Below are 17,566 nucleotides of genomic sequence, written 5' to 3'. Positions count from 1 at the left end.
GTATCTATACTAATCTAAAAAATTCTACGGTCTCAATTGCTAAAATTCGAGCCCCCATCCTCCGGATGGCGACACCATCCGCGAGAAATTCGTTGCGCATTGGCGCCGGTCCACATCACTTGCGTCATTATAGCGCTAGCAGATAAATCGCCCGGCCCGCCATCGGGAACAGGACCAGCGTGGACACCACAAACAGGTAGAAGCGGATCATCACGACGTTCCGCGTCACCTGCCAGAGCGAGTGGAGGATGCGCAGGCCCGCATAGGCCCAGGCAAGGCCCACATCCACCATGCCTGCCTCGCCGCTGACGGCCAGCACCATCACGATGGCATAGAAGATCGTCGGCTGTTCCATCAGGTGGTTGTAATTGTCCGCCACCTGACGAACTTCGGACGGCAGCGCGTTCCATGCGTCGCCGCGCGTATGCCTGGCCTTCTCCGGATGCAGCCGCGCCTTCTGCATGGCGGGCACGCGCGTTGCCAGCATCCAGACCCAGATCACCAGCGTCCACGCAACAAGAACGGCGGCAGGCAGAAGAATGGCTTGGGTCATGGAAACCTCCCGGAATATGACGTTCAGGGCGGCAAATCTGCCGCCCTGCCCTCAAGGAAATCAAGCGATTATTCGCCCTCTGCCTCTGCCAATGCCGCCAGCTCCGCATCCAGCCCTTTCACTGCACGGGCGTTCAGCCAGGCAATTGCCGCAAACATCACCCCGCAGAAGCCAATCTCCACAAGGAACATCATCAGCTTTGCCGCCAGCGGCGCAGGATTGGCCGGCGTGAACGCCACCCCGCCGAGGAAAACCAGTACTCCCGGCACGAAGGGCAAGAGATACCAGCGCCAGACGGTAGCCAGCGCGTCCCGCTGCCGCGTCAGTTCGGCCCGGTGAAACGCCGTCAGGCTGAGCGCGGCATCCAGCTGCTTGCGCCCCGCCGCGCTCGCCACGTGATAGAGCTTCCAGCAGACATAGAGCGTACCCGCCACGATCAGCGCGCAGCCAAGCTTTACCACCGGCTCCGGGATCAGGAACGCCATCCACCCGAACACACCGACGACGAAAATCGCGGCGGCATATTCGGTGATGTTCCGCAGCCGGATGGTGCGTTGAAAGCCGCCCGCCTTCTGGCGCAGCGCTTCTGGCGTCATGGCGAATTCCGGGGTCGCCTGCCCGGCCCAGAGGGCGCGAAGAGGATCTGTCTCAGTCATGCTTTGCTTCCTTGAAATCTTTTGCCAGCCGCGCCTTGAGGCGAGAAATCCGGGTCATCACGGCGCCCGGCGTAAAGCCGGTAATCTCCGCGATCGCCGGCGCGTCCAGCTCTTCCAGATAGAGTGTCATCACTTGCCGGTCGGCCGGCTTCAACGCGCGGATCCAGGCGTTTAGGTGCTCCAGCGCATCTTCCCGCTCATACTCTGCGGCCTGATTATCGTGCCCCGGCAGATCGCCGATCGCTTCGACGCCGACGAGGCCGCGATTGCGGCGCACCTCCCGGCCCACATGCGTCGAGGCGGTGTTATGCGCCACACGGTAGACCCATGTTTTCAGGCTGCACCGTCCGTCAAACCCTGCGAGGCTGCGCCAGAGCGCAACATGCATCTCCTGCAGCAAATCCTGCCGACGGGCGGGATCTGCCTCCATCGCGCGGGCAAGACGCTGCATCGCCGGTCCATGCTCGGCGGCAGCCTCCCTGTAGCGCTTTTCCTGATCGGGCATCTGCTTCATGCCCCTATAGTCCGGCCCGCTGGGAACTTCTTACATGCCGGTTCAAATGTCCCGGCGCACGAATGGAATTCCCGAATAAACAAGCACCTGCGCCACGCCATTGATGACGGTGTCGAAGCGCAGGCGCTCTGCGCCCTCCTCCCCGGCAATCCGCCAATACCCCTCCGGCATCAGCTCCAATGGCGCGACATTCTCCAGCAGCAAAGCCCCATCCCGGGCATAGACGCTGACCGGCACGCCCCAGCGGTCGTCATCGACATACCGCCCTGCCAGCGCCAGCAGCTCGGTCGGCGCCGCAGGCTTATACCCCGCAGACGGATCGACGAGATATTCCTTCGCACCAACCCAAGCACGTACGGCCTTGCCGTCCACCGCCTCAATCACCACGCCGTCGAAGGCGAAGTCGGGATCGTCGGTGGAGAAGCGCTGCGCCATCAGGCCCTGAAGCGCGCTATCGTGGCCCGCACGGAGCAAACGCAAATCGCCTTCCTTCAGGATGACTTCGAACACATCCCCATCGGCTGCCATAAACGTTCCGGCAAACTGCTCCGGCCCCTCGACCGGATCGAACGGCAGCGGAGCCACCGGCGTCGCCTGCCCGGCCCCGGCGGCCCGCTGTGTTTCGCAGGCATATGCTGTCACACGCACAGGCCGGTAGCCAAAGCCATAATGCACATTGGACGAGGCATAAGCCGCCACGCCCGCTTCAATATCCACATGCAGCGAGGAAGAGAAGGAAACCATACCGCCCGTATGGTGGAGATAATCCCGGCCATTAACCCTGATCCGCGCGATGCCATTGCCATAGGCAGCATCTGGCCCCCAGCCGGAGACCGGGTCCGCCAGAAAGCGAACGGCAATGTCATCGGGCAAAACAGACCCACCCTTCCCCGCCGAAAGATCGATCAGGAAACGGAGAAATTTTGACATGTCTTCGCTGGTCGCGGCAATGCAGCCTGCCGGACTATCGGAATCGATCCAGGGCGCGGGCGCAACCGGGAATGGACGCGGCAAGGCACGGTCGAAATAGAGCGGTTCATACCCCTGCGCATAGAGCGGCCGGTCAATCGTGCGAATTGCCGGTTTGGTCTGCGTCATTCCCAGCGGGTCCAGCACGCGTGTCTGGATGAGGTCCGGATAGGATTGCCCGCTGGCGGCCACCATCATCCGTCCTGCCAGGTCGTATCCTGTGTTGGAATAGGACCAGTTTGTGCCCGGATCATAGCCCACCCAGAGCCCACCTTCGGCAAAGATTGGTACGTCGGCCGGCAGGCCCGACGTGTGGTTCAGCAGGTGCTGGAGCGTGATACCCTCCCCGCCCTGAATGACGACATTGTCGAGCAGGTCGGCCAGGCGCGTTTCCGGCGCCAGCTTGCCCTCCGCAATCAGCGACCAGGCTGCCAGCGCCGTGAACATCTTGCTAATAGAACCGATCTGGAACAGGTGATCGCCATCAACCGGGGTCTGCGTTTCCAGATTGGCAAAGCCGCTGGTGGCCGTCGCGCTGGCCCCCTCGCGGGAGACAGCCGCCAGCGTCATTCCCGGCAGGCCCCAGGCCGCACGATGGGCGTCCATGTAGTCGCGTACCGGCAACAGCAGGCCATCTGGTGCGGGCGGGCCAGCAAGGCCCCCGGCACGCCCGCCGCAAGCCGCCAATCCGAGCGTAAACGCTGCTCCGCCAATAAAGGCGCGCCGGTCCATCCGCATCCCACTCCCCGTCATCAGTTCCTTGGGGGCAAGCTAGCCTATTTGGCGTGGACCGGAAGACGCCATTTTTCAGGAACACCAATCAGGCTTCGTCTCGCCGGCGTCATAGTCCCAGGTCTTGAGATGCCCCTGCGCGACCAGCTTGCTGGCAACATCTTCTCCGGCGACAGACAACCTGACGAGCAGTCTGCCATAGCGGTCCATTCCCATCTCCTCGATGCGGACATTTCCCTGATTGGTCAGTGTGCGGGCAGCCAGCCTTGCGCCAATCGCCCTTCGCTGTTCCAGGTCACAATAAGCCTTGCTGGGCGAGCCTTCTGGGGCGTCCACCCCATACAGCCTGAAACGTACCTCACCGATCCTGCCACTGTCGCCGTCCACCCAGGAAACAGCGTGCCTGGCTGCACTCGGATGGGCCGTGACTTCAGGCACCGGATCACGCAAACTGGCCTGACGCTCGGTCATGGCCACAACCGCTAGCAGCCCGAGCGGCGCGATGGCCAGAATCAACAGCTGGCGCGGTACACTCATTGGGCGCCTGCGCCCAAAACGCAGCTTGTTTGTACGCTGGATGCCAGGGATCAGCACGGCACGCCGCTTCGGTCGTCGAAACTCGAGAACGCCTGCTTTGCGCGCCATAGGCCCTTCCTCCCTGGTCCCGGCACGCAGCTTCTCCGAAAAACCCCTCCATTGAGTTCCCCGGACTGTTGAAATTCAATCGATTCCCCGCCCCCGCCCCGCTATATGCGCCCCATGAGCAAGCCCCTGACCCTCCTCGGCATCGAAACCAGCTGCGATGAAACCGCTGCCGCCGTGCTGCGCTTTGAAGACGGGAAAGCCACTTTGCTCTCCGATGTGATCCGTACCCAGCTGGCCGAACATGCGCCCTATCTTGGTGTGGTGCCGGAAATTGCTGCACGCGCCCATGCCGAGCTGGCGGACCTGACCGTCGCCGCCGCCATGAATGCCTCGGGCTTGAAATACGCAGATCTGGACGGCGTGGCCGCAACTGCCGGCCCCGGCCTGATCGGCGGCGTTCTGGTGGGGCTGATGACCGGCAAGGCGATTGCGCAGGCCGCCGGCAAGCCCTTTATCCCGGTGAACCATCTGGAAGGGCATGCCCTCTCGCCTCGCCTCAGCGAAGATTGCCCCTTCCCTTATCTCCTGCTGCTGGTTTCCGGCGGGCATTGCCAGTTTCTCGAAGTGCGCGGGCTAGGTGATTATCGCCGACTTGGCTCCACCATTGACGACGCCGCGGGCGAAGCCTTTGACAAGGTGGCCAAGCTGCTCGGCCTTGGCTTTCCCGGCGGCCCAGCGGTTGAGAAAATGGCGGCTTCGGGCAATCCGAAGGCACATGATTTCCCGCGCCCGCTACTGGGCCGGCCCGGCCTTGAAATGAGCTTTGCGGGCCTCAAAACGGCCATCGCGCGCGCCTCGGAAGGCGCCCGCACCGATCAGGAAAAGGCAGACATCTGCGCCAGCTTCCAGGCCGCAATCTGCGATGTGCTTGCAGAAAAAACGCGCCGCGCGCTGGCTGGATTTGATGCGGACGCAGATGAAAAGCGCTTCGTCGTGGCCGGAGGCGTCGCCTCCAACAAGGCAATCCGCGCCGCGCTGGAAGCGGCCGCAAGCGCCAACGGCGCCCGGCTGATTGCCCCGCCTCTGCGCCACTGCACCGATAATGCGGCGATGATCGCGCTCGCCGGGGCCGAACGCCTCGCTGCGGGCAAAGACGCCGAAGGCCTCGCATCAGGCGCGCGCCCGCGCTGGCCGTTAGACGAAGCCTCTGCCAAGGCAGATCCTGTCTTCGGCGCGGGCCGCCGCGGCGCCAAGGCCTGACGGAAAACCCTTCACTTCAGGACAAAAAAATACGGGCGCCCGTCTGAAAGGCGCCCGTTTTGCCGGATGGGGCGGGAGGAAAACCCGGGCCGGCACTCCACAGCAAGCGGCAGGGGAAACGCCTGCTGTGGCGGTGAATTATGGCCTTAGACCACGAAATTTGCGAGCTGCAGGGTCGCCCACATGACGAGGGCAGCGGCCGGGATTGCCGCGAGGAACGACAGGAGGGACTGGCGATTTTCCTGAGACGACGAGGACATGGTGAGAGCTTTCTGACGGGTTGGGCCTGCGACCACCGCTGCCCATGAACGTCATATAGCACGCCCTGAGGAATAATCAATGAATAAATTCGATTTCGTTCACTGATCAGCGTTCAGCCGCTTTTTCATGATGTCATCAACAGTCGGTGCGCAATGCGGATCGACCGTCTCCGGCAGGCCTTCCCAGGCTGCTGGTGTCGTGGCGCCGGGCGATAGCGCGGCCAGCAACAAATCCATCACACCATCAATTTCCCGCTGAAGCTTCGGCAGCGTCAGCTTCGAGAACAACTGCGGGAAACGGAACTTCATCAGCGCCGCCTGCCACATTTCGGCGACCTCTTCGGCATTCTCGATCGCGCGGAATTCACCACTGGCAACCCCGTCATTCATGATCTGGACGAGATAGGTCCGCTCGGTTGCCAGCTTCTCATTCATGTAAAGCGGACGTTCGTCAGCCAGGACTTCCGCGACTTCAAGGATCTTTGCCTCTTCGGCGATCGCCGAATAGGTGCGCGTCAGCTCATAATGGAAAATCTCGCGCATCCGGTCGGCCGCCGAACTCTTGCGCGCAGCAATCTTGGCGAAGGTGGCATATGCTTCTTCGTTGAACTTCCGAGCCATCGCCTCGGCAATGTCGAGCTTCGAGGCAAAGAAGCGATAGATGTTGCCGGCGGACATGTTGCAGTCCTTGGCAATCTCAGCCATCGTCGTCTTCGAGTAGCCATAGTGAAGAATGCGCTCCACGGCGGCGTGGAGGATCATCTTCCGGGTGTCGTCCATCTGAGTCATTAGATGAGTGTACAGCAAATCGCTGAACGATCAATATAGTGTTCAATATACATTTACTGTTAGAATCTTGACACTGGCAGGGTTCCCAAGATTGCCGGTGACACTCCCCGCCCGCCTGTGCCATAGCCGCCTGGAACAACAGGGAGAGAAACGCCATGCCGCTCTATTGCCTGCATTGCCTGGACAATGAGACCGACGGCGCCGAGCGCCGCGCCGCCGCCCGCCCCGCCCACCTGGAATGGGTTGTCAGCCTGGGCGACACCTGCCGCATGGCGGGGCCGCTACTCAATGAAGATGGCAAGATGATCGGCTCGGTCTTCCTCATGGAGGCCGAAAGCGCCGACGCCGCCCGCGCCCTCAATGCAGCCGACCCTTATGTCAAAGGCGGCGTGTTTGGCCGCGTCTCGATCCTCGAAACCCGCTGGGCCTTCGGTGGAGGCAAACCGGAGTGAGAAAGTTCGTCTCCGGAAATCTCAACTATTCCAGCTGGTCGATCCGTCCCCTGCTCGCCGTGCGCAAGGCCGGGCTCGGCATTGAGGAAGAAATCATCCCGCTGGATTTCCCGGAGACAACCGCCCGCCTCAAACAGATCAGCCCCACGGCCAAAGTGCCCCTGCTGATCTGGGACGGGATCGAGATCTGGGAAAGCCTCGCGATCACCGAATTTGTCGCTGAACTGGCTGGCTCCGGCGTCATCTGGCCGAAGGATACCGCTCGGCGCGCCATCGCCCGCGCCGTCGCTGCCGAGATGCATGCGGGCTTCGCCGCCCTGCGCAAGGCCTGCCCGATGGACATCCGCGCCCGCGCCGCCATGCCGGATATGATCCCGGAGCTGGAAGTCGACATAATCCGGATCCAGAACATGTGGTCCGGCCTGCGCGCTCAATATGGTGGCAACACCGCCGAACCCGGCCCCTTCCTCTTTGGTGCCTGGTCCGGGGCGGACGCCTTCTTCGCGCCGGTCGTTACCCGTTTCCGCACCTATGGCCTGCCGCTTTCGGGCGCCGCCGCCGATTACGCCGCCGCCGTTCTGGAAGATCCGGATTTTCTGAAACTCGAAGCACAGGCTGCCGCAGAGCCCTGGTGGATCAATTACGGTCCGGATGGTCGCTCCAGCGGCTATCTCAAGCCTTAGGCGACGCCATCAGGTCATAGCCGAGATCATGGCGGAACAGCGTCTTCACACGCTCCGCATAAATCTCCATGGCCTCGCCCGAGAACAATTCCTCCAGCGATACCTGCCGGTTCTGCAGCACATTGGGCTCAGCGTCAGGATCGACCTTCTTTGCCATCGCGTCCTTGGTGCCTTCCGCCAGCGCCGCCTCGATCGCTTCGGGCTTCAGCGCGATGCCCCAATGCCGGGCCATGGCTTCCAGCGCGGCGCGCGGATCGGCCCGCGTCTCTTCATACTGCACACGGAGGATCGAGGCAGGATATTTCTCTGCCACTTCGCCCCAGCGGTTCCAGAAACGCGCCAGCCAGTAAAGGTCGCAGCGATAGCGCTTCCCTTCAGGATCACCCTTCAGATATTCCAGCCAGTCGACCTTGATGTCGTATTCCCATTTGGCATGGTGCGATGCCAGGATCGCCATCGGATGGCGTACACAGAGCACATAAGGCGGCAGGCCAGCGAGGCCCCGCGCCCAGCCCCAATCGGCCAGCTGGTGGGGAATGGTGTGGCTGAATGCCAGCCTTGGTAATTGCGGAAAGACCGGCTTGTCCTTCGGCCAGCCGATATAGGGCCGCACCGCATTCTCGGAGAAATATTGCGGCCGCGCGATGCCGTATGTGTCGGCGAGCGCGACGGCGAACATATACTTCACCCAATGAGTGCCAGAGTTTTTCGAGGTGACAAGAAATCCGTCAAACGCGCCGTGGCGGAGCACGGAGAAATTGGTCCACCGGTCGCTGTGGACCTTGGCGAGATAGGATTGCGGTTCAGCACTGTTCATCGGGCTATCGCTATGCGTCATTGCCGGGGAAGGCAATGTCCATGTTGGTGACAGAAAATTGTCGCTGGCCTATGTCTTCAGACCGGCCATGTCACGATAGATCTGCAGCAGCCCAAGCTGGGCTCGCGTAGGCAGGCCCTCTGCCTCCGAAACCGTCACCAGCATCATGTCGAGATCGACCACTTCCTTCGGTCCGAGCTGGGCGGAATTCACGATCAGCCTGCTCAGCCGACGCATTGCTTCCTCACCAGGTAATTGGCTGCTCGCCACCCAGGCCGCATGCGCTGCAAGATCTTCGGCCTCCGCATCGGTGAAATCGAAATGCGTGCGGATCTCCTCTTCGATCACATCGCCCTGCCGGGCGCTCAGCAATCCACCACGCGCCAGCGCCACCATCATCATCATGATCGCGGCAGCTTCCCTCGGGTCTTCGATCAGATCGACGCCGCCCTTCCCCGCCCGCCATTTAAAGGAGAGCCGGCGCGGCGCATTGGCAACCGTTTTGGCCACTTCGGCCAGCTCGTCCAGTCCACGCCGGGCCATCCGCAGGCGCCAGGTCCACACGGCAACGGCAACGAGTATGGTCAGGGCAGCAAGAACAACATGCATGGCATCATTCTAATCCCGCCGCTCGGCCCGCGCCATCTTCCTTTTCGGTAAGGTTTAAGGGCGCCTCCCTGCGGCGGCGGTGCCACCACTTTGGGCGCGCCAAGGTGGCTGACCTTCAGCTCCAGCCCGCTGCTCTCGAAAATCGCGTCCAGTTCCTGCTGGTAATAGTCCAGCGCTTCGCGGCCGCCCTGCGCCATATTCTCCGCAAAGCGAGTAGCAAAGACCATGCTCGTCGGCTCCAGCTCGAACACGCCGCGCTCCAGGCTCACCCGGAACCGGAGAGTCATCCAATAGGCGGAGATATCCTCTCGCGGCTCTCCGGACACGGTGCAGTAAGAGAAGATCATCACCGGCAGGCTGATCTCTCCCGACGAGATCACCTCCGCCCTCAGCTTCAGCTTCTCCATCAGATACCGGCGGATATCTGCGGCAAACCCGTAGTCATAGGCAATGGCGCCGCCGGGTCCGATGGCTTGCTCAGCCAGAGACACTTCGCTGGGCAATGAAACATGCCCGGCCTGCAAAAGGTGATTTGCCTCCACAGCCTTCAGTCGGATCAGGCCGGGCTCATAGGTCACCGGCAGCATCACCTGCTGTCCGCGGACAAAACTTCGCTCGGCAATCTGAGCTTGTTGCTCGCCGACCTTGCAGGAGCGGACAGACGCAGTCATGGCGGCCAGCGCGCCGATCGAGACGATCAGCGCAACCAACCGATCAATCGGCCAGCTGCGCGGATCAACGACCAGGGAAAGCCCTTTGCGGGGGGGCTTTCTCTGCCCCCCCACCCGGCCTTCCTGCATCAGGGGCTGGGCTGTTCTGCCGGCGCGGAGGCCGCATGCGCCTGCGTCAGCACATAGGCCCGGATCGCTTCGGCTTCATCCGGCGTGATGTATTCGGAGAATGACACCATGCCGTTGGCCGAGAGGTTGCCGTCGATGACGACGCCCTTCCAAGCATCCGCATTGCCCGCGATGGCCGACCAGCGCAGGTCCGGCAGAACGCCGGAAGAAACCGCCAGCGGGCCATGGCAGACCATGCAGTTACGGGCATAGTGAACGGCGCCTTCCGAAACCAGCGCCAGCGAGCCGAATGCTTCACCCTTGGGTGTCGCATCAATCGGCGCCAGGCCCGCGTCGGCGATCTCGCCCGTCGCGCCCATCTTGAAAGTTACAACCTTGCCCACCGTGGAGGCGACCTTGTCGTCATAGGCAAATCCAGCTGCCAGCGCGAAGGCAGAGCCCCATCCGGTCGTGATGGTCACATACTGTTCGCCATCGACCATAAAGGTGCCTGGGCCGGACGCGCCGCCCGATTTCAAATTATAGCTCCAAAGCTTGTCGCCAGTGGCCGCGTCATAGGACACGAACTCGCCATTGAGCTTGCCCTGGAAGACCACCCCGCCTGCCGTCGAGAGCACACCGCCATTCCAGGCATTGCCATGCTCAACGCTCCAGCGCGGCTGGCGCGCCACCGGATCCCAAGCGATCAGGCGGCCCTTCAGGCTTGAACGCAGGAACTTGGCGACCTCCGGGGGCGCAATCGGCGGCACGCCTGCAGAGAAGTCGACGCCGGTGTTCCAGCCAACCGGGCGGGAATTGAAACGCGGATCTTCAGAATACGCCTGCGGAATTTCCTGGGCCGGAATATAGGCCAGGCCGAGGTCCGGGTTGAACGCCATCGGGTGCCAGTTATGGCCGCCCAGCGGGCCGGGCAACTGCTCGTAAGGCTGTTTGGAATAACGTGCTTCGGGCACTTCGATGGGCCGGCCATTTTCATCAAGGCCAGTTGCCCAGTTCATCGGCACATAGGCGTCGCCCGACAGGAACTCGCCCGTCGCCGCATCGACCACATAGAAGAAGCCGTTCTTCGGTGCCTGCATGGCCACGCGGCGCGGCGCGCCATTCTCGCCCAGCGGCAGGTCCGCCAGAATGATCGTCTGTGTCGCCGTGTAATCCCAGTTGTCGCCCGGCGTCGTCTGGAAGTGCCATTTGTACGCGCCCGTCTCGGCGTCCACCGCAACGATGGAAGAAAGGAACAGGTTATCGCCTGCCGACGGATCGCGGAAATTCCGGTTCCAGGGCGAGCCATTGCCAACGCCGAAGATGATCTGGTTGTTCACTTCGTCATAAACGATCGAATCCCAGACCGTGCCGCCACCGCCATCGGTCACCCAGGCGCCTTCATCGCCCCAGGTCACGTTGCCCACCTTGACGAAAGCATCGTCCGAGGCCGCACCATCGGGCTGCTTTGCCGGGTTCGGCACAGTGTAAAACCGCCAGACAAGCTCGCCGGTATTTGCATCGTAGGCGGAGAGATATCCGCGCACGCCAAGCTCGGCGCCACCATTGCCGATCAGCACCTTGCCATTCACAACACGCGGCGCGCCGGTGATCGTGTAGGGCTTGGACTGGTCGACGGTCACCGTGCTCCAGACCACTTCGCCGGTTGCGGCGTTAAGCGCTTCCAGCCGGCCATCGATCACGCCGACATAGACCTTGCCGTCATAGACAGCGACGCCGCGGTTGACGACATCGCAGCAAGCATTGACGCCCACAGCGCGGTCCGCCTCCGGATCATGCACCCATTTCTCGGCGCCGGTCTTGGCGTCCAACGCATAGACGATCGACCAGGCGGAGGTGACATACATCGTCCCGTCAACCACGATCGGGGTCGACTCAACGCCGCGATTGGTGGCCAGGTCATAGGTCCAGGCAACACCCAGTTCGCCGACATTCTCTTTATTGATCGCGGTCAGTTTGGAGTGGCGCTGCTCGTCATACGTGCCGCCATAGGTGAGCCATTCATTGCCGCCACTCTCGGCTGAGATGCGCGCCGTATCGACTGCTGCAAAGCCGCGCGGCTCCGCCTTCTGAAGCTGTCCCTGTCCGCAGGCCGCCAGAACCAGCGCCGCCGCTGCCACAGCCATCAGTGGGCTGGCCCAGCGGGCCTTCACAAATTTGCTCACGATAATCCTCCCAGACCTCGTCCCGCGGCGCCGTGCGCGCAGGATCATGTCGCCGGGAAGACTAGCCGCTTGCAGCGTAAAGTCGAGATGTGACGCCGCGGGAGCGCGTCAGGCGTAGGCGGCGCCCGCCAGTTCCGCCCTGGCCGCTTCGATAGCCGACGCGATGGCTGCCTGCCAGGCATCGATGCTGCCCGCGCCTGCAGCCGCAGACGGGAAACTGATCGAACGGGACGCGCTGATCACCCCGCCTTCAACTGCATTGCCCGTGCTCATCAGGCCCGCCATCGCATCCTCCGGCCGGCCATTCTGCGCGCCATAGCCGGGCACAAGGAACAGCGCCTTCGGGGCCACAGCCCGGACCTGACGGGCTTCCTCCGGCGCGGTGGCGCCGACAACCATCATCAGGTTCGACCAGCCGCAGGGGCTCATCAGCCGCTCGCTCAGCGGCGCCAGCGCCTCAGCCACGCGGACATAGAGCGGCTTGCCACCGGTATCGAGTCGCTGGAAGTCCGCCGCGCCGGGATTGGACGTACGCACCAGCACGACTACGCCCTTGCCTTCCGCTTTTGCGATCTTTGCATAAGGCTCGATCGTATCGAGGCCCATATAGGGGTTCACCGTCAGCGCGTCGCATTCGAACGGCGCGCCCGATGCCAGATAGGCGTTGGCATAGCCCTCCGCCGTCGTGCCGATGTCGCCGCGCTTGGCATCCATCAGCACCAGGAGACCTGCCGCGCGCCCTGCCCGGCCCACCGCCTGCAGCGCCGCCATGCCTTCCGGCCCGTGGCGCTCGAACAGGCTGACCTGCGGCTTGATGATCGCCACCTTGCCGGCAGCGGCGTCCACCATCGCCAGCGCCCAATTGCGGACGCCTTCGGGCGTATCTCCGCCAAACAGCTCTGGAATAAGGCCCGGATGCGGATCGATCCCTACACAGAGCGGGCCGAATTTCCGCGTGCCTTCGGTCAGTCGGGTGGCAAAATCGATCATGACCCCACTTCGCACATAACCTTCACCACCTGCAAGCGCCGCCGCGCTGTGTCCGAAGCTGCGCCATAATTGCGCAATTGAAAAGCATCAGCCGGCCCGGCCTCCCGCACCACGCCCATAACCGCGAGAAACGCCTCAACCGATTGCGGCGCAGTTGTATAGATCCTGCCGCGTCTTGGGCTTTCGGCCACGATCACGCCGCGCACCGAACCATCCTTGCCAAACACCGGTCCGCCGGAAATCCCACCCAGCGTGCCTTTCAGACCGCTGGTGCGGCCAACTTCAGCCCAGGCGAGGATCGGCATCTCTGCCTCCCGCGTACCGCGCGTCACAAGGCGCGAACGGCCCACCAGTTTGCCTGCGAGTTCGCCCGGCTGGCCCTGAGGGAAGCCTACAAGGAACCCCTCATTGCCAAGATACATCGGCGATGTCAGGTCCAACGTCACCGGATTGGGACTGCGCCCCGTCGAAATCAGCGCAAGGTCGTGCCCGTCATCGAGGGAAATCCGCGCCACGGGCACATAATTGCCCGGCGCCACCTCAAGGCTCACCTTCGAACAGCCTTCCACCACATGCCGGGCCGTCAGCCAGTCGCCCCGCGAATTGACCGCGAAGGCAGTGCCCACACCGTTCTGCGGCGGCCCGGTCTGCACCACCACCAGCTCGTCCAGCGGCGAAGGGTCGGGCAGCAACGGCCCCATTTCTTCGGCAATGATGGAGGGGGGCGGCGGTTCGGGCGCTTCTGCTTCCGGCGCCAATGAAAAGACGACCAGCAGAATAAATCCGAGCGCGGCAAGGTAGATTACCCAGTCAAAGCCGCGCATCCGTCAGATCCTCTGCAACACCGGATCCCACAGCCCTGCCGCAAAGATCAGCCCCGTGCCGAGCTTTGCCGCCGCAAGCAGCACCGCCGCGCCCATCTCGTCATCCGAGATCCGGCGCGGGATGTCCCGCAGGATGAGGTCCACGATACGATAGGTAATGAGTTGCATGAGCAGCGCAATGGCGCCCCACAGGACAAGTTCGGGGAGGGAAACGGAAGAAGCGAGCGTCGAGGCGATGGGAATCGCCAGCCCGCCGACCGCCCCGGCAAGGGCGACACCGGCGGAGGTGTTGCCCTTCTTCACCAGCGCAAGTTCCTTCCACGGCGTGAGCAGAACATAGACGGCAGACGCCGTCAGCAGCAGCAACGCGGCCAGTCCGGTTGACATTAGGAAGCGCGGGAAGGCCGCATCGAAAGCGCTGAGTTCGCCCAGTAACACCCTTGTTAATCCTCGCTTGCGGGTCTACCCCCCGCATCTGAAAGCCCCCTGACAGACCCTACCCAGTGCGTCCCCCTGCCTCAAGGCCAGCCTCAAGGAGAGAGCAACATGCTCGCCGGTAAAACAGCCCTCGTAACAGGCTCAACCAGCGGTATCGGCAAGGCCATCGCGCTGCGTCTTGCAGCCGACGGGGCTAACATCGTGCTTAACGGTTTCGGTGACGCGAACGAGATCGAGGCACTTCGTGCCGGAATCGAAAAGGATTATAAAGTAAAGGCCACCTACTCGGCCGCCGACCTCTCGAAGGCCGACGCCATCGAGGCGATGATGAAGGAGGCTGCGGCCACCTTCGGCGGCATCGATATTCTGGTGAACAATGCCGGCGTACAGTTCGTTTCCCCGATCGAGGAGTTCCCGGTCGAGAAGTGGAATCTCATCATTGCGCTGAACCTGTCAGCCGCTTTCCACACGACCCGCCTCGTCCTACCCCATATGAAAAAGCAGAAATGGGGCCGCATCATCAATATGGGCTCGGCCCATGCCAAGGTCGCCTCACCTTTCAAGTCAGCCTATGTCGCCGCCAAGCACGGCATTTCCGGCCTCACAAAGACAACCGCGCTGGAAGGGGCAACCTTCGGCGTGCGCTGCAACACCATTTGTCCCGGCTATGTCCACACACCCCTGGTCGATGGCCAGATTGCCGACACCGCCAAGGCGCGCGGCATGTCCGAAGAGCAGGTCAAGAATGAAGTCATCCTGGCAGCTCAACCGACCAAGGAATTCGTGACGGTGGAAGAAGTCGCCGCCCTGGCAAGCTTCCTCTGCACGGACGCTGCCGCCCAGATCAACGGCGCCGACCTCTCGATCGATGGCGGCTGGACGGCGCAGTAGCGCCAGAAAAAGACCCGCAAAAGCGAACCAGAAAATCCCCCCTCCGTCTGTCCGAGAGGGATCTTCCTGTCCCGCCTATTCGGCGGCCTTCATGATGGCTTCCATCCGCGAAATCCAGATCAGCCAGGCTTTGCGACCCTTGTCCGTCAGGAACACGCGTGTCTGCGGCTTCTTGCCGACAAAGCGCTTCTCCTGCGTCACATACCCTGCCTCTTCCAGCTTCTTCAGATGGGTGGACAGGTTGCCATCGGTGGCCCCCACCTTGTCGCGTAACTCGCCGAACACAGCCGGGCTGGCGGTTGAGAGATAGGCCATCACACCGAGGCGCAGGCGGCCATGGATGACATCGTCAATGTCATTGTGGTCGAAGGGATTGTCCTCGCTCATCGCGCAGTGATCCCCTCTCAGACGGTGTCGGAGGGCTCGGCCCGCATCATCATGATGCCGGGCACGCACACTGCCAGGAAAGCCGCGCCCGCCCCCGCCAGCCAGATATATTCCGTGCCCGTCATGAAAACGGTTGCCGCGACACCCGCAAAGGCTGCAATGCCCGCAAATTTCAGCGCGCCCTGGCCGGAGATCGCTCCCGTCACGAATTGCCCGATGCCATAAAGGCCCAGCACCATCGGCACGGACCAATAGAAGCCTTCCACGCCCTCGCCGGTCAGCATCACGCGCGCCATCAGGCTGACGAAATAGACAAACAGGAACAGTCCTGCCGTGGTCCAGAGAACCGTCTGCACACGGTTTCCGGCAGAGGCCTGCCCCGGCTTTGGCCCCATGCGCGACACCATCAGGAACTGGCCAAGGCCGCCCAGAATGCCAAAGGCGAGCCACATATAAAGATAGGCGGCGCCATTCTCGCCGAAGACGCCGGCGGAAATCAGGTAGTGGCCAATATAGGCAGCCGTCACCAGCCCGCCCCACATCGCCAGGAACCGGCCACCCAGCAGCGGCGCATTCTGCCCGGATTCGGCCAGGTCACGAATATAGCTGAGGTCTTCAGCAAGGGTCGGCGATCGGGTCATGGTCATCTCCACATTAACTTTGAAATACAAAGTAGTTTGCCGAATAAGATCCGTCAATACCCCATGGATAGGCCCCACCCTGTCCAACACCGCCACACCCCCTCCTCCGTCATCCCGGAAATCGCGGAAGCGATTATCCGGGACCCAGAATGCCCAGCAATTCCAACACATCCGCTGGATCCCGGTCTTGGCCTGCGGCCAAACCAGGATGACGGCTACAGGCGCCGAACACGCGACTTATCCGGCTGGCTCCCCCACGCGATCACAATACCCGCATCCTCTCACATGGAGCCGGGCCGGTACCGTTCGGTTTGTAGGAGGTCGCCTCGGAGGATGGGAGGCGGCTGGGGCGAACGGTCCAGCCTCTCTCTAGGGACATTGATCCGGGTGAGCCGGACCATAAAGCCGGTAGAGAAACCCGACTGGCCCGCCTTCCCCGCAAGGAGAAGGCCACGAGAGTTGACGGGTTCCGAGGATCAGCAATCGCACTGCGATTGCCGGAGGGACGGGCAAGACCTGGCAGCGCCGAAGTCATCCCGATAACTGCCCGAAACTCCGGCGGCAGAAGCGCGGCGGGCGTAGCGCCCACACCGCACACAACATTTCTTTTCCGGGCGCCGCGGCGCCCGCCGCGCAAGGCTCCGCATCAGGAGCCAACACCTGCCCCAAACCCGGATGGCTCCGCCAGTCCGGAGACTGATGTATGGCGACCCGATGCGCAGACCGCCTAGAGCCGGGAGATCTTTTCCTGGGCTTCGGCGAGGATGGCGGCCAGCGCGCTGCGGCGGGCGGTGTCTTCCGGGGCGGCGCGGACCGTTTCGATGACCGTGTGGCGCAGGCGGCGCATGGCGCCGCGCACGTCATCCGGGTCTTCCGGCGCATCGCTGGCCTGAAGGGCGTCGAGGCGTTCGTTCACCTGGTCCAGCGTCGCGGCCTCGCGGGCAAGCTCTGCTTCCCCTTCCGGCGTGATGCGGAACAGGCGGCGGCTGCCTTCGGTTTCAGCGGCGGCCCAGCCAAGATCCAGCAGGGTTTCCAGCGCGGGATAGATGACGCCGGGGCTGGGCACATAGGCGCCGCCCGTGCGGGCCTCGATGCCGCGAATGAGATCATAGCCATGGCGGGGCTCGGCCGTGATCATCTGAAGGATCAGCAGGCGGAGGGTGCCGTGGTCCAGCGCGCGCCGCGGGCCGCCGCGGCCACCCCGCCCCCCTTTACCCATGCCCGCACCGTGGCCGCGGCCCCTGCCCTCGCCTTGTCCTCTGCCGTGGCGCATGTGCCGCCCCCTTCTTCCGCCGCAGCCACGGTCTTCACCGGGGCCGCCATCCACAAAGATGCGGACGCTTGGCCCGCCTTTTCCTCGGTTATTGCGATACATCATGTTTTCTCCTTTCGATATATCTGAACGGCACATCGTTCCGATATATCTAAATTTCAAGTATCGATATATCGAAAAGTGAAATCGCGCGGGGCGGGACCGGCGCAAGCGACTGTGAAATTCCACATGGCCCGCTGGCGTGGCCGTTTGCGAATCCGGCGGCGCCCGCTAGGTAT

20 protein-coding genes are annotated in these 17,566 nt (G+C 62.7%); 4 read left to right on the top strand and 16 right to left on the bottom strand.

Features of this window, described 5'->3' with window-relative positions:
• Positions 1-127 precede the first annotated feature (127 nt).
• From K1X12_RS04610 to K1X12_RS04590, 5 genes are all read right to left on the bottom strand, one after another.
• Positions 128-553, bottom strand: a complete 426-nt coding sequence (locus K1X12_RS04610) for an MAPEG family protein (RefSeq protein ID WP_220986456.1) — start codon at positions 551-553, stop codon at positions 128-130.
• Positions 554-621: 68 nt separating this feature from the next.
• The gene (locus tag K1X12_RS04605) at positions 622-1,209 is read right to left on the bottom strand and encodes a hypothetical protein (RefSeq protein WP_220986455.1); all 588 of its coding nucleotides are present in this window, start codon (positions 1,207-1,209) and stop codon (positions 622-624) included.
• A complete protein-coding gene (locus K1X12_RS04600) occupies positions 1,202-1,723 on the bottom strand; it encodes an RNA polymerase sigma factor (protein WP_220986454.1) in 522 nt (173 codons plus the stop codon). The genes K1X12_RS04605 and K1X12_RS04600 overlap by 8 nt, the downstream gene beginning before the upstream one ends.
• 42 nt (positions 1,724-1,765) lie before the next feature.
• Complete coding sequence (locus K1X12_RS04595) at positions 1,766-3,424, bottom strand: serine hydrolase domain-containing protein (RefSeq protein ID WP_220986453.1); 1,659 nt, start codon at positions 3,422-3,424, stop codon at positions 1,766-1,768.
• A 75-nt stretch (positions 3,425-3,499) separates the two neighbouring features.
• Complete coding sequence (locus K1X12_RS04590; protein ID WP_220986452.1) at positions 3,500-4,069, bottom strand: thermonuclease family protein; 570 nt, start codon at positions 4,067-4,069, stop codon at positions 3,500-3,502.
• 114 nt (positions 4,070-4,183) lie between these two features.
• On the opposite strand from K1X12_RS04590, the gene tsaD reads away from it, so the two are divergent.
• Positions 4,184-5,269 carry a tRNA (adenosine(37)-N6)-threonylcarbamoyltransferase complex transferase subunit TsaD gene (gene tsaD, locus K1X12_RS04585; RefSeq protein WP_225907871.1) on the top strand — a complete coding sequence of 362 codons (1,086 nt, stop codon included), beginning with the start codon at positions 4,184-4,186 and terminating at the stop codon, positions 5,267-5,269.
• Between the two features lie 359 nt (positions 5,270-5,628).
• On the opposite strand, the gene K1X12_RS04580 is transcribed toward tsaD, so the two are convergent.
• Positions 5,629-6,309, bottom strand: coding sequence for a TetR/AcrR family transcriptional regulator (locus K1X12_RS04580; protein ID WP_225907870.1), 681 nt, complete (start codon positions 6,307-6,309; stop codon positions 5,629-5,631).
• 164 nt (positions 6,310-6,473) lie between these two features.
• Here K1X12_RS04580 and K1X12_RS04575 point away from each other — a divergent pair, with 164 nt between their 5' ends.
• Entirely contained in the window at positions 6,474-6,770 is a 297-nt protein-coding gene (locus K1X12_RS04575) for a YciI family protein (RefSeq protein ID WP_220986449.1), read from the top strand.
• A complete protein-coding gene (locus K1X12_RS04570) occupies positions 6,767-7,453 on the top strand; it encodes a glutathione S-transferase (protein WP_220986448.1) in 687 nt (228 codons plus the stop codon). Before K1X12_RS04575 ends, K1X12_RS04570 begins: the two co-directional genes overlap by 4 nt.
• On the opposite strand, the gene K1X12_RS04565 is transcribed toward K1X12_RS04570, so the two are convergent.
• From K1X12_RS04565 to K1X12_RS04535, 7 genes are all read right to left on the bottom strand, one after another.
• The gene (locus K1X12_RS04565; protein WP_220986447.1) at positions 7,443-8,270 is read right to left on the bottom strand and encodes a sulfotransferase domain-containing protein; all 828 of its coding nucleotides are present in this window, start codon (positions 8,268-8,270) and stop codon (positions 7,443-7,445) included. The genes K1X12_RS04570 and K1X12_RS04565 overlap by 11 nt on opposite strands.
• Positions 8,271-8,339: 69 nt before the next feature.
• Positions 8,340-8,879, bottom strand: a complete 540-nt coding sequence (locus tag K1X12_RS04560) for a hypothetical protein (protein ID WP_220986446.1) — start codon at positions 8,877-8,879, stop codon at positions 8,340-8,342.
• On the bottom strand, positions 8,855-9,664 hold the full coding sequence (locus tag K1X12_RS04555; protein WP_220986445.1) for a hypothetical protein: 810 nt from the start codon (positions 9,662-9,664) through the stop codon (positions 8,855-8,857). The genes K1X12_RS04560 and K1X12_RS04555 overlap by 25 nt, the downstream gene beginning before the upstream one ends.
• Positions 9,665-9,678: 14 nt before the next feature.
• Positions 9,679-11,805, bottom strand: a complete 2,127-nt coding sequence (locus K1X12_RS04550; protein ID WP_220988793.1) for a PQQ-dependent dehydrogenase, methanol/ethanol family — start codon at positions 11,803-11,805, stop codon at positions 9,679-9,681.
• Positions 11,806-11,952: 147 nt separating this feature from the next.
• Positions 11,953-12,834 (bottom strand): orotidine-5'-phosphate decarboxylase, encoded by an 882-nt coding sequence (pyrF, locus tag K1X12_RS04545; protein WP_220986444.1) that lies wholly within the window; start codon positions 12,832-12,834, stop codon positions 11,953-11,955.
• Complete coding sequence (locus K1X12_RS04540; protein ID WP_225907869.1) at positions 12,831-13,658, bottom strand: S1 family peptidase; 828 nt, start codon at positions 13,656-13,658, stop codon at positions 12,831-12,833. The genes pyrF and K1X12_RS04540 overlap by 4 nt, the downstream gene beginning before the upstream one ends.
• Before the next feature lie 3 nt (positions 13,659-13,661).
• On the bottom strand, positions 13,662-14,096 hold the full coding sequence (locus K1X12_RS04535; protein WP_220986443.1) for a DUF350 domain-containing protein: 435 nt from the start codon (positions 14,094-14,096) through the stop codon (positions 13,662-13,664).
• 108 nt (positions 14,097-14,204) lie between these two features.
• On the opposite strand from K1X12_RS04535, the gene K1X12_RS04530 reads away from it, so the two are divergent.
• Entirely contained in the window at positions 14,205-14,987 is a 783-nt protein-coding gene (locus tag K1X12_RS04530) for a 3-hydroxybutyrate dehydrogenase (protein ID WP_220986442.1), read from the top strand.
• A 75-nt stretch (positions 14,988-15,062) separates the two neighbouring features.
• Here K1X12_RS04530 and K1X12_RS04525 read toward each other — a convergent pair whose 3' ends face one another.
• The 3 genes from K1X12_RS04525 to K1X12_RS04515 all read right to left on the bottom strand — a co-directional run bounded on the left by K1X12_RS04525 (position 15,063) and on the right by K1X12_RS04515 (position 17,288).
• Positions 15,063-15,374, bottom strand: a complete 312-nt coding sequence (locus K1X12_RS04525) for a winged helix-turn-helix domain-containing protein (RefSeq protein ID WP_220986441.1) — start codon at positions 15,372-15,374, stop codon at positions 15,063-15,065.
• A 17-nt stretch (positions 15,375-15,391) separates the two neighbouring features.
• Positions 15,392-16,015, bottom strand: coding sequence for a hypothetical protein (locus tag K1X12_RS04520; RefSeq protein WP_220986440.1), 624 nt, complete (start codon positions 16,013-16,015; stop codon positions 15,392-15,394).
• Between the two features lie 727 nt (positions 16,016-16,742).
• Positions 16,743-17,288, bottom strand: coding sequence for a PadR family transcriptional regulator (locus K1X12_RS04515; RefSeq protein ID WP_220986439.1), 546 nt, complete (start codon positions 17,286-17,288; stop codon positions 16,743-16,745).
• Between the last annotated feature and the right edge of the window lie 278 nt (positions 17,289-17,566).

The organism is Hyphomonas sediminis (genome assembly GCF_019679475.1).
Lineage (GTDB): Bacteria > Pseudomonadota > Alphaproteobacteria > Caulobacterales > Hyphomonadaceae > Hyphomonas > Hyphomonas sediminis.
The sequence above is the reverse complement of the archived record's forward strand: the minus strand, read 5'-3'. Positions and strand labels throughout refer to the sequence as shown.